At 50.2% G+C, this 12,317-nt stretch carries 11 protein-coding genes and 1 pseudogene; 7 read left to right on the top strand and 5 right to left on the bottom strand.

Annotation, left to right across the window (positions count from 1 at the left end; genetic code table 11):
- The first annotated feature begins 16 nt into the window (after nt 1–16).
- Complete coding sequence (locus QWV57_RS17595; protein ID WP_301100169.1) at nt 17–1,396, top strand: DUF8451 domain-containing protein; 1,380 nt, start codon at nt 17–19, stop codon at nt 1,394–1,396.
- A gap of 140 nt (nt 1,397–1,536) precedes the next feature.
- Here the strand turns inward: QWV57_RS17595 and QWV57_RS17590 are convergent.
- Nucleotides 1,537–1,998, bottom strand: a pseudogene (locus tag QWV57_RS17590) (amino acid permease); the annotation flags it as partial.
- Nucleotides 1,999–2,216: 218 nt separating this feature from the next.
- On the opposite strand from QWV57_RS17590, the gene QWV57_RS17585 reads away from it, so the two are divergent.
- The 5 genes from QWV57_RS17585 (at nt 2,217) to qoxD (ending at nt 7,001) form a co-directional block, all read left to right on the top strand.
- Entirely contained in the window at nt 2,217–2,960 is a 744-nt protein-coding gene (locus QWV57_RS17585) for a TrmH family RNA methyltransferase (protein WP_021321301.1), read from the top strand.
- 245 nt (nt 2,961–3,205) lie between these two features.
- Nucleotides 3,206–4,117, top strand: a complete 912-nt coding sequence (qoxA, locus tag QWV57_RS17580; protein WP_371198503.1) for a cytochrome aa3 quinol oxidase subunit II — start codon at nt 3,206–3,208, stop codon at nt 4,115–4,117.
- Nucleotides 4,118–4,134: 17 nt separating this feature from the next.
- Entirely contained in the window at nt 4,135–6,081 is a 1,947-nt protein-coding gene (gene qoxB / locus QWV57_RS17575) for a cytochrome aa3 quinol oxidase subunit I (RefSeq protein WP_301100168.1), read from the top strand.
- A gap of 3 nt (nt 6,082–6,084) precedes the next feature.
- Entirely contained in the window at nt 6,085–6,699 is a 615-nt protein-coding gene (qoxC, locus tag QWV57_RS17570; RefSeq protein WP_020754199.1) for a cytochrome aa3 quinol oxidase subunit III, read from the top strand.
- Between the two features lie 2 nt (nt 6,700–6,701).
- Entirely contained in the window at nt 6,702–7,001 is a 300-nt protein-coding gene (qoxD, locus tag QWV57_RS17565) for a cytochrome aa3 quinol oxidase subunit IV (RefSeq protein ID WP_013146682.1), read from the top strand.
- A gap of 189 nt (nt 7,002–7,190) precedes the next feature.
- Here qoxD and QWV57_RS17560 read toward each other — a convergent pair whose 3' ends face one another.
- From QWV57_RS17560 to QWV57_RS17550, 3 genes are all read right to left on the bottom strand, one after another.
- Nucleotides 7,191–7,913: an amino acid ABC transporter ATP-binding protein gene (locus tag QWV57_RS17560; RefSeq protein WP_015376110.1), complete on the bottom strand. Its 723-nt coding sequence runs from the start codon at nt 7,911–7,913 to the stop codon at nt 7,191–7,193.
- Entirely contained in the window at nt 7,910–8,566 is a 657-nt protein-coding gene (locus QWV57_RS17555) for an amino acid ABC transporter permease (protein ID WP_011232918.1), read from the bottom strand. The genes QWV57_RS17560 and QWV57_RS17555 overlap by 4 nt, the downstream gene beginning before the upstream one ends.
- Before the next feature lie 68 nt (nt 8,567–8,634).
- The gene (locus tag QWV57_RS17550) at nt 8,635–9,453 is read right to left on the bottom strand and encodes a basic amino acid ABC transporter substrate-binding protein (protein WP_015376109.1); all 819 of its coding nucleotides are present in this window, start codon (nt 9,451–9,453) and stop codon (nt 8,635–8,637) included.
- Nucleotides 9,454–9,860: 407 nt separating this feature from the next.
- On the opposite strand from QWV57_RS17550, the gene putP reads away from it, so the two are divergent.
- On the top strand, nt 9,861–11,318 hold the full coding sequence (putP, locus tag QWV57_RS17545) for a sodium/proline symporter PutP (protein WP_015376108.1): 1,458 nt from the start codon (nt 9,861–9,863) through the stop codon (nt 11,316–11,318).
- Nucleotides 11,319–11,372: 54 nt separating this feature from the next.
- On the opposite strand, the gene QWV57_RS17540 is transcribed toward putP, so the two are convergent.
- Complete coding sequence (locus QWV57_RS17540) at nt 11,373–12,233, bottom strand: carbon-nitrogen hydrolase family protein (RefSeq protein WP_060788805.1); 861 nt, start codon at nt 12,231–12,233, stop codon at nt 11,373–11,375.
- Nucleotides 12,234–12,317: the final 84 nt, after the last annotated feature.

Here is a 12,317-nt window from a genome sequence, read left to right as displayed (position 1 = left end):
CAAAGGAAGATCGGGAGTGAATAAATATACAAATTCGTTTCATGAACGCCCCCATGCGCTGGCAGACAGCCTGATTTTAGAGCATTACAGCTTAAGTGAGCTCAATTTCGAGACCGTCAGCCATTACCGCGAGAGGTTTGCTCGGGTGAAACCGGGCCATCCATGGAACGGGCTCGAGACAAAAGAATTTTTATACAAAATCGGCGCGTGGGGCAAGCTGCGCGACAGCAGCAAAGAAGGGCTGACGCTCGCGGGATTGTTGATGTTCAGTGAGGAGCGGATCATCACCGAGGTGCTGCCGCAATACTTTTTGGAATATCGAGAGCACGCTGACGGTGAAGCGGCAGGATGGACGAAGCGGTTCACATCACAAGACGGCACATGGTCGGGCAACATTTACGATTTTTATTTTCGCGTGTTGGCTGAGCTGGAGCGTCACGTTTGGGCGGATGAAGGGCGCGCTCTGCTTGGCGAGGCGCTTGCGAATGCCATCGTTCATGCCGATTATGGGGAGGAAGGCGGCATCACCGTCGAAAAAGAGGATCGTTCATTTCGCTTTGCCAACCCGGGACGGTTTCGCATCCCGATTGAAGCGGCAATGGCGGGGCATACAAGCAATTTGCGCAACCCGAATATTTTTAAAATGTTTTTGCTGATCGACGTATGCAAACGCGCGGGATCGGGCCTTAAGCGAATGTGTGATATGCAGGAACAGGCGCTTGTCTGTCCGGTCGATATCTCGCAGCAAACGAATCCAGACCGTACAATCGTTGTGTTGTGTCCGCTGCAATTTCCAGCTGAAATTAGCGCAACAATGGAAACAGAACCGGCTGGACAGCTGGAACAGCCGGAACCCGAATGGCTGGATCCGGACAGCGGACAGGAAACCGAGAGCTTCATAACTAACGAACTAAGCTTAGTAAGTATAGACACCAACTCCGTTAACAACGAAGAAAACTCCGTAAATATAAACAAAAACTCCGTAAACAGCAGGTCGAACTCCATAAAAAACGAGCCTGACTCCGTAAATAGAACGTTGAACTCTATAAATAATGGGCTGGAGTTCGTAAATAGCTTGCTTAGCTCCGTAAACAACGACATCAGTATGCATGACAGCAACGAAAAAGGGGAAACGATCGACGAACGGCTATGGAAGATGGCAGAATTGGCACGGCGAAAAAAACGGTTGGCTCCAGCGGTCATGGAACAATTGATCATTCGGTTATGCCGCGAGCGGCCGCTACGCCTGAAAGAGCTGGCTGAGCTGCTCGAACGAACGCCGGATGGATTGCGCAACAATTATTTAGGAAAGCTGCTGGAGGAAGGGAAAATCCGCTTAAAATACCCGGATCAGCCCAATCATCCGCGCCAAGCCTACATAGCGGTTGATGAATGAAAGGATGAAAGCGAGTCATGATCCAAACGGAAATACACCGATCGGAAGGATGGCGTCTGCGATTGCACATTTCCTGCTTTTTGTTTTATAAAGAGGGTGTCCCGCAAGGATGGGGACACCCTCTCTTTTGATCGGACTTGTCATCCAGCTTGCTTTTCTTCGGCTTGGCCATGCTGGCGACGATGCATTCCTTTGGCGAAGTATACGGCTGTCAAAAGCAGCAGCCAGGCTGGGCCGATGATCAAAGCGATGCGCGTATCCGGGAAATACGCCATTAGGGCGGCAACGCCGATCAAAAAGGCAAGCGACACGTATGAGCTGTACGGATAAAGCGGAAGTTTGAACGTGAGACGTTGTGCTTGTTCCGCGCTCAACTGTTTGCGGAATTTCAGCTGGGACAGCAAAATGACCGCCCACGTCCAAATGGCGCCGAATGTGGCGATGCTTGTCACCCATTGGAACACTTTTTCAGATACGTAGTTCAAATATACGCCGACAAGCATGACAAGCGCAGTGGCGATCAAGGCCGCGCCCGGAATGCCGCGCTTTGTCAGCCGGCCGAATGCGCTCGGCGCTTCTTGCTGTTCGGCGAGGTTAAACAGCTTGATAATAAATAATATTTTTTGAAAAAGTATTTTTGAAGCGCTTACATTATAATACTAACCGATAGATAAAGAGGTTGTAAATGAGCAATATTTTCAAGTTATTATATATTTAATAATCTGAATAGTATTTAAAAATACATGAATTGCCTTGGCATCCTGTCATTTTGTACAATGGGAAACACAGAATACGCTAGGCTTGGAAAGGGGGATGCGTTGTGGAAGAACGGGAAGAGACATCATTTTTGGAACAGCTGCGGCAAGAAGGGCTGATCACCGAATCGACGCGTCCGGTTTGGGAAATGATTTTGCCAAGGCGGCTTCGGCGGATGTATGAGGTTTTGAATGAGCGCACCCGCTATATTACCGTCTTGATCGAAGCGGTCGATGACCCGCATAACCAAGCGGCGGTGCTGCGGACGGCTGAAGCGTTTGGCGTTCAAGACGTTCATATCGTGACGGGAAAGGCGCCGTTTTCGCCGAACCGGCTTGTGACGCGCTATGCCGATCAGTGGCTGACGCTCCACCATAAGCCAGATATCAAAACGGCCATTGCCGATTTGAAAAGTCAAGGGTATCAAGTGTATGCAAGCTATCTTGGTGAGGGGACGATTCCGGTTTCCGACATCGATCTGTCCCAACCGACAGCGCTGTTGTTTGGCAACGAGCATAGCGGCGTGTCGGAAGAGGCGCTCCGCTTGGCGGACGGAACGTTTGTCATTCCGATGTACGGCTTTGTGCAAAGCTTTAACATTTCCGTCGCCGCTGCGTTAGCGCTCTATGATGTCACCGAGCGGGCGCGCCGCCAGGCCGGCCGACACTACTATTTATTGCCTGGAGAGAAAAAGGCGTTGTATGAACAATGGATGTGGCAAACGTTAAACCCACGCATTCGTAAACAGTTGCAGCAACAAGGATATGCCATTCAAACGAACGAAGGACAGCTGGGTTCTTTTTCATAAAGAATTCAGCTGTCTTGTTTTATGGCGGGCTTTTCCGCAACTCTCCTTTCTCATCAATATTTCCCTAAACGAGGAAAACAAGTGGCGATTTGTTGAACAATGATTGAACAGTTTGTGACAAATGTTTTGCTGATTTATGAACTTTTTCGCTCATTCGTTTCAAACATTTTCAATTTTGATATGGTAGAGACAAAAGAAAATGCATGGAAGGCCCCGAAATGGTTGGGGCAGAAGAGGGAGGACCGATAGCGATGAAACGGGCGAGATGGCGCGCGGTGCTGGTTTTGCCGTTTTTGTTTTTGCTTGGGGGCTGCGTGGAGCGCACGGCCGTGCTCAATCCGCAAGGGCCGGTGGCGCGCATGCAGTATGATTTGATCATGTGGTCTGTCGGCTTTATGTTGTTCATTATTGTTGTTGTATTTACGTTGTTTGCCGTTTTTCTCATTCGTTATCGCGAGAAGCCGGAAAATGCCGGCTATGAGCCGCCGGATGAGGAAGGAAACACGTTGCTTGAAGTCGTCTGGACGGCCATTCCGATTTTGATTGTCGCTGCGCTCGCTGTTCCAACAGTGAAGGCGACGTTTGCGTTGGAAAAGCCGCCGACCGAGAACGTGAAACCGATCACGATTCATGTGACGGCGGCGAACTGGAAATGGATTTTCAGCTATCCGGAAGAAAACATTGAAACGGTCAACTACGTCCATATTCCGGCCGGTGTGCCGGTCAAATTCAAGCTCACGTCCGTCGGACCGATGAATTCGTTTTGGGTGCCGGAGCTAGGCGGACAAAAATATGCGATGGACGGCATGGAGACAGAGCTGATTTTACAAGCTGATAAACCAGGATCGTATATGGGGCGGAGCGCCAACTTTTCCGGGGAAAAGTTCGCACATATGGAATTTGAGGTTGTCGCCCAAACGGGAACGGACTTCCGCAAATGGATAAATGAAGTGAAACAAACCGCCCCGAAGCTCGATGAGGAAAAATACACACAAATTTTAAAACCGGGGCTTGTTGGGCGAATGACGTTTTCGAACACCCACTTGCAATGGATTGACCATGCGAAACAGAACAGCCATCATGGAGATGGAAAGCCAATGAAAAATGACGATCAACATGATGAAACGATGACAAACGGTCACCATCATGGGGAGTAGGAAAGGAGGAGCGAAAGATGAAATGGAGCGAGTTTTTCGTAACCGGAGAGCCGCTCATTTACGCGGCTGATGTCGCGATCGTTTTAACGATAATCGGCATTGTGTTCGTCTTGACGTATTTTAAAAAATGGAAATGGCTGTGGAACGAATGGCTCACTACCGTCGACCATAAAAAAATCGGCGTCATGTACATTATTTGCGCAGTTTTGATGCTCTTCCGCGGCGGCGTCGATGCGCTTTTGATGCGGGCGCAGCTGACGGCTCCGAATATGAAATTTCTTGATGCCCAGCACTACAATGAAATTTTTACGACGCACGGGACGATTATGATCTTGTTTATGGCGATGCCGTTCATCATCGGTTTGATGAACATTGTCGTTCCGCTGCAAATCGGGGCGCGCGACGTCGCGTTTCCATATTTGAATGCGTTAAGCTTTTGGCTCTTTTTCTTCGGTGCGTTGCTGTTTAACATTTCGTTCGTCATCGGCGGATCGCCGGATGCCGGTTGGACGGCGTACTTCCCGCTTGCCGGCAACGAATTCAGCCATGGCGTCGGCAACAACTATTACGCCGTCGCTTTACAAATTTCCGGGATCGGAACATTGATGACCGGGATCAACTTCCTTGTCACGATTTTAAAAATGCGCGCGCCAGGCATGACGTTGATGCGCATGCCGATGTTTACGTGGACGATTCTCATTACGTGCGTGCTTATTATTTTCGCCTTCCCGGTATTGACCGTCGCCTTGGCATTAATGACGTTCGACCGCGTATTTGGCACGCAATTTTTCACGATGGCCAATGGCGGCATGTCAATGCTCTGGGCGAACTTGTTCTGGATTTGGGGTCACCCGGAAGTGTATATCGTCATTTTGCCTTCGTTCGGCATTTTCTCGGAGGTCGTCAGCACGTTTGCCCAAAAACGCTTGTTTGGTTATAAGGCCATGGTCGGTTCGATCGTCGGCATTGCGTTCCTGAGCTTTATCGTTTGGGTGCACCACTTCTTTACGATGGGCGCAGGGCCGGCAGTGAACTCTGCCTTCTCGATCACGACGATGGCGATCGCGATCCCGACCGGGGTGAAAATTTTCAACTGGCTGTTTACGATCCGAAAAGGGAAAATTCGTTTTACAACGGCGATGCTTTGGTCGCTGGCGTTCATTCCGAACTTTGTCATCGGCGGCGTGACAGGTGTGATGCTGGCAATGGCCGCGGCCGATTATCAATACCATAACAGCTATTTTCTCATCGCCCACTTCCATTACGTGTTGATCGCGGGTACGGTGTTCGCCTGCTTTGCTGGCTTGCATTACTGGTATCCGAAAATGTTTGGCCATATTTTAAACGAGCGGCTCGGCAAATGGACGTTTTGGCTGTTTATGATCGGCTTTAACATCTGCTTCTTCCCGATGTATTTCCTCGGGTTGATGGGGATGACGCGCCGCATGTACACGTACTCGGCTGGTCTCGGCTGGACGCCGCTCAACGTCGTCGCGACGGTCGGGGCGGTGTTGATGGGCATCGGGTTTATCGTGCTTTGTTACAACATTTATTACAGCGCCCGCTACGGCGAGCGCGACATGACCGGCGACCCGTGGAACGGGCGGACGCTCGAGTGGGCGACCGCGTCGCCGCCGGTGCATTACAATTTCCCGGTGACGCCGGTTGTCGAAGATGTGGATGCCTATTGGGTGATGAAGAAAAAATATGGCGGCTTCCACGTGAAAGAAGAAGACTTGAAGCCGATCCATATGCCAAGCAACTCAGGACGCCCGTTTTGGATGTCGGTGGCGTTTTTCGTCGCCGGGTTCGGCCTTGTGTTCAAGTGGTTTGCGTTGGCTATCGTTGGTGCGTTGTTCATTGTGCTTGGATTGATTCTCCGCTCATTTGAAGACGATGATGGCTACCATATTCCGGTTGACGAAATCAAACGGATGGAACGAGCGGCGCGGAAGGGGGCGTAACGAATGGGAGAAGCTGCACATCGCTATGATGAAACGCTGCCGTTGGAGTATCGGACGCAAGAGAGTCGGTTGAACATATTGGGCTTTTGGATTTTCCTCGGGGCGGAAGTCGCGCTGTTTGCGACGCTGTTTGCGACGTATCTCGTCTTGTTCCAACGGACCGGCTCGGGGCCGACGGCAGGGGAGCTGTTTGAGGTACAAGACGTTCTGATTGAAACGCTGTTGCTTTTAACGAGCAGTTTTACGTGCGGGTTGGCCATTTTTGAAATGCGCCGCGGCCGCATAAGCGGGCTCATCGCTTGGCTGCTGGTGACGCTTTTGCTCGGCGCCGGGTTTATTACGTTTGAAATTCGCGAGTTCATCCATTACGTCCATGAAGGAGCGACGATGCAGACGAGCGCATTTTTATCAAGCTTTTTCGTGCTCGTCGGCACGCACGGCGCCCACGTCAGTTTAGGAATTGGCTGGATGATTTTGATCATCATCCAGCTCCTCCAGCGCGGCTTTACGCCGAAAACAGCGCGGAAAGTGTTTATTGTCAGCTTGTACTGGCACTTTTTGGACGTCGTTTGGATTTTCATCTTCACGCTCGTCTATTTGTTAGGGATGGTGATCTAACCATGGGCACGAACGGCCATCACGAATCATTTCCGTGGAAACATATCATTGGGTTTTTGTTGTCGCTCGTCTTGACGTTTGCCGCTCTTTGGGTGGCGCTCTCATCCGGACTGCCGCTCAAAGCGGTCATTGTCATCATTGTTGTGTTTGCGGTGATTCAAGCAAGCTTGCAGCTGTTTATGTTCATGCATGTCAACGAAAGCGACAGCGGCCGCATTCAAACATTCAACATGGCGTACAGCTTCTTTATCGCCATTGTCGTTGTCGCCGGTTCGATTTGGGTGATGCAGTTTGTGTTGTAAAGCGAGGCTGGCCGGGGATTCGGCCGGCTTTTTATGTTCAGAAGGACTTTTGTGGTTGTCATAGATGCCTGAAATGGGGGAGCCGTTGACGGAACATTGAAGAGATGGGGAGGCAACATGGTTGCATTATAGGGGGCATGATATGTGCCTAAAAAAAGTCGTCTTGCCTCGAACAGGCAAGACGACTTTTTACAGCACTTTTGATAAAAACGCTTTCGTCCGCTCATGCTGCGGGTGGTCGAACAAGTCTTCCGGCTTCCCTTCCTCGACAATGTAGCCGCCGTCCATAAACAGGACGCGGTCGCCGACTTCACGGGCAAAGCCCATCTCGTGGGTGACGACGACCATCGTCATCCCTTCATTGGCCAGCTGCTTCATGACCGAGAGCACTTCCCCGACCATTTCCGGGTCGAGCGCTGATGTCGGCTCGTCAAACAGCATGATTTTCGGTTCCATGGCGAGCGCCCGGGCGATGGCGACGCGCTGCGCCTGCCCACCGGAGAGGGAGTCCGGGTAGACATGCGCTTTGTCTTGCAGCCCGACTTTGGCGAGCAGCTCCATCGCCTTCGCTTCCGCTTTTTCACGCGGCCATTTCCGCACTTTCATCAGTGCCAGCGTGATATTGTTCAGCACCGTCATATGCGGAAACAAGTTAAAGCGCTGGAACACCATTCCGACTTCTTCCCGCACTTTATTTAAGTTCGTGTCTTTCGCCTTTAAATTAATGCCGTCAATAATAATTTCACCTTCATCGAAATCCTCAAGCAAGTTTAAACAGCGTAAAAACGTCGATTTTCCCGACCCCGATGGGCCGATGACGACCACGACTTCTCCTTCGCGAATATGGACATCGATTCCTTTTAAAACTTGGAGCGAACCGAACGATTTTTTCAGCTGGCGTACGTCAATCATTGGGTCGAATACTTCCTTTCAAGATAGTGTGACAGTTTGCTTAACGAAAGCGTTAAGAGCAAATAGATGAACGCCACTGTTAAATACGGCTCCCAAACGCGGTAATACTCACCCGCGGCCGCTTTCCCCCAATACATGATTTCCGGGGCGGCGATGACCATCCCAAGCGACGAATCTTTAATTAAGACGATAAACTCGTTCGCAAACGGCGGAATCATTCGCTTTAACGCCTGCGGCAAAATAATGTAGCGCATCGCCTGCGCATGCGTCATCCCAAGCGAGCGGGCCGCTTCCATTTGCCCTTTGTCGATCGACTGGATGCCGGCGCGGAAAATCTCGGCCACATACGCGGCCGAGTTGAGCGACAGCGAGACGGCCAGGGAAGCGACGGCATTTGGCTGGGCGAAAAAGAGCGGCATGGCGCCGAAATGGACGAGCAAAATTTGCACGACAAGCGGCGTACCGCGGAAAAAGTTAATGTACCACGAAAACGGCAAACGAATAATCGGGTTGGACGACATTTTGCCAAGGCCGATGAACAGGCCGAGAATGAGGCCGAACACGATGCCGGCTAATGATACGCCGATCGTTACGAGCAGCCCTTGCCAAAAGTAAGGGGCGTATTCAACAATAATATCAAAACGAAAATCCATCGATCTCACCTTTCTCTACGAAAAATGCGTAACTTGCGGGTAGTTACGCATTTTCTTTGTTCGCACGCTTATTGTTGTTTTAATCGATCAAGCTTCGGTTCTTTTCCAAACCATTTTTTATAGATTTCAGTGTATTTGCCGCTGTTGATGACGTTTTTTAATGCTTCGTCCACTTTTGCTTTCAATTCGCTGTTTTTTGGGAAGATCATACCATAATATTCTGAAGCGAAGTTTTTTGGATCCTCAATGACTTGCAGTTTTTTATTGGGATTGTTTTTCACGTATTCGTTCGCCACTGCATTGTCCGTGATAACAGCATCAACGCCGCCGTTTAGAAGCTCCATAATGGCAACGACTGTTGTTTCGAATTTTTTAATATGAGGGCCTTTCCCAAAAAGCTTTTCTGCTGCTTCTTGACCAGTTGTCGCATTTTGCACGCCGATCGTTTTCCCTTTTAAGTCAAGGGCGTTTTTCACCGGGCTGCCTTGTTTGACTAAGATGACTTGTGTTGCTTCAAAGTACGGAGCTGAGAAATCATAAGATTGTTTCCGCTCGTCCGTAATCGTAATGCCGGAAATGCCCATGTCGATTTCTTTGCTTTGCAGCGAAGCGAACAGCGGATCCCAGCCGATGTTTTTTAATTCATAATCCAAGCCGGCTTCTTTCATCACCGCATCCAAAAGGTCGGCGTCAAACCCAACAATTTTTCCTTTTTGCATATATTCAAATGGCGCAAACGCCGCGTCCGTCCCGACGGTGATTTTTTGCTTCCCTTCTTTTTCAGCGCCTGACGGAGAGCTTGTTTCTGTCGACTTGCCACAAGCGGCGAGCGCCATAAACAACGCAGCAACGACCGCTACGATCAAACCTTTCTTCATTTTTAACATCCTATAAAATCCCCCTTTGGAATCATTGTCGATGAACGATTATCATACTATCAATATTTTTGTTATTATGCAATAGGTTTTATAAAAATAATTGTTTGAACATTTTGGTACTGCCGTATAAATGGGGAAAAGGCGCATTTTTCAATGTTTTTCGCCACATTAACTGAAGGGCATATGGCTAATATCATTTCGTGTGCATTTTTATAAAATAATTTTTTATGTATAAAAAGACATAAACGATTGATTTTTAATTTACAGAATATTATACCAGAAAGAGGGTAGAGTTGGCAAAGGTTTTGTCAATTTGTTTATTATAGCGGTATGGAAAAATAAATACTATTGTGTAAATACTATCAATTTCGTTATGATGAAAGTGGTGACAAGACAGTAGAGGAAGGAGAGTCCATATGGTTTTATTTTCCGTCATTGTGTATTTAGTCGGCATGCTTTGGATTGGCTATTGGGCGTATAAACGGACGTCGAATTTGTCCGATTATATGCTTGGCGGCCGGACGCTCGGGCCGGCGGTGACGGCGCTCAGCGCCGGGGCTTCCGACATGAGCGGCTGGCTGCTCATGGGGCTGCCGGGGGCGATGTATGTCGATGGGGTGAGCGCCGCCTGGATCGTCATCGGCTTGACGCTTGGCGCTTATGCAAACTGGTTGTTTGTCGCGCCGCGCTTGCGCGTCTATACGGAAGTAGCGAACGACTCGATTACGATTCCGGAGTTTTTGGAAAACCGTTTCGGCGATGCGTCGAAATTGTTGCGGATGGCATCTGGGATTGTCATTATGGTCTTTTTTACGTTTTATGTCTCGTCCGGCCTCGTTTCGGGGGGCGTTCTGTTTGAAAACTCGTTTGGTGTCAGCTACCATACGGGCTTGTGGATCGTCGGCGGCGTTGTCGTCGCTTACACGCTGTTTGGCGGCTTTTTGGCCGTCAGCTGGACGGACTTTGTCCAAGGGACGATTATGTTCATCGCGTTGATTTTAGTGCCGGTCGTGACGCTGTTCCATACAGGCGGGCCGGTGGATACGATGGAGACGATTCGCGACATCGATCCCAACTTGTTGAATATATGGAAAGGAACAAGTTTTCTTGGCATCATTTCATTATTCGCCTGGGGGCTTGGGTATTTCGGCCAGCCGCACATTATCGTCCGCTTTATGGCCATTAAGTCGGTGAAAGAAATGAAAAGCGCCCGCCGCATCGGCATGGGTTGGATGATTTTCTCGGTTGTCGGAGCGATGTTGACCGGTCTTTTTGGAATCGCTTACTTTTCGCAGCGCGGCATGAAACTTGATGATCCGGAAACGGTGTTTATTCAACTCGGACACATTTTGTTCCATCCGATTATTACTGGGTTTTTGCTGGCGGCGATTTTAGCCGCGATTATGAGCACCATTTCATCCCAGCTGCTCGTCACCTCGAGCTCGCTGACCGAAGACTTGTATAAAGTCGTGTTCCGCCGCGCGGCTTCGGATAAGGAGCTTGTCTTCGTCGGGCGTTTGTCGGTGCTCCTTGTCGCCATTGTCGCGACAGCGCTGGCGTATACGAAAAACGACACCATTTTAAACTTGGTCGGCTATGCGTGGGCTGGGTTTGGCGCATCGTTTGGCCCCGTCATTTTGCTTAGCTTATGCTGGCGGCGGATGACGAAATGGGGGGCGCTCGCCGGCATGGTCGCTGGGGCATTGACGGTCATTCTTTGGACGCAATCCGCCTACTTAAAAGGGCTGTTGTATGAAATGATCCCCGGTTTTGCCGCCAGCTTGGCAGCGATTGTGATCGTCAGCTTGCTGACGAAGGAGCCAGAAGGGAAAGTAGCTGAACAATTTGATCGATTCAAGCAGTTGCTGTCCTAAAAATAGGCAAAAGGGTGTCCCCTTGCGCAGGGGCACCCTTTTTGTCGTTTAGGACTATTTCACTTGATTCCAATCCGGGTACAAGTCGATGCGCCGGTCGCGCCATGTCGCGACCGATCCTTTTTCCCGCACTTTGCGAAGAAGCGATAAGTCGAGGTCAGCCGTAATGACCATGTCGTCGTTGATCTCGCCGGCCGCAAGCACGCCGCCGGGTGGGAACGGGATGTCGTTGGGCGTGATGACGGCCGCTTGGCCGAAATTGGCGCGCATAAAGTCGACCGTCGGAAGCGACCCGACCGTGCCGGTCGTGACGACATACACTTCGTTTTCGATGGCCCGCGCGTGGCAGCAATACCGTACGCGGTAAAACCCGTGCCGGTCATCGGTGCACGACGGACAGAAGATGACATCTGCCCCTTTGGCGCGCGCCATGCGAACGATTTCCGGAAACTCGATGTCATAGCACGTCAAAATGGCGATCGTCGCTTTGTCCGTTTCAAACACATGCACGCCGTCGCCTGGAGCGATATTCCACTCGTTGACCTCAGTCGGGGTGATATGCAGCTTCGCCTGGCGATGGACCGTCCCGTCCGGCGCAAACAAATGGGCGACATTGTACAGCTTGCCGTTTTGGCGGATGACATGCGTGCCGCCGATCAAATACATGCCGGTGTCTTTAGCGAGCGACACAAACAGCTCGGTGTATTTTTCGGTATAATTCGGCAAGTCATCAATCGTCGCTTGCCGTCCGTCGTCAAGCGGAATCGAGAGCAGCTGGGTGGTGAAAAATTCCGGGAACAACACAAACTCAGCGTCAAACTCTTGCGCCGTTTTGACGTAATGCGTCACTTGCGCGGCAAATTCATCAAACGAACGGATGGTATGAAGATGATATTGGACAGCCGAGACGCGCAATGGCGGCACCTTCCTTTCTATTTCTATATGGCATCTATTTTAGCGCCATGCAAATCGTTTGGAGGCATTTGCTTTTTCGGTATG

The sequence above is a fragment of the Geobacillus zalihae genome, from assembly GCF_030414215.1.
GTDB classification, from domain to species: domain Bacteria; phylum Bacillota; class Bacilli; order Bacillales; family Anoxybacillaceae; genus Geobacillus; species Geobacillus zalihae.
The sequence above is the reverse complement of the archived record's forward strand: the minus strand, read 5'-3'. Positions and strand labels throughout refer to the sequence as shown.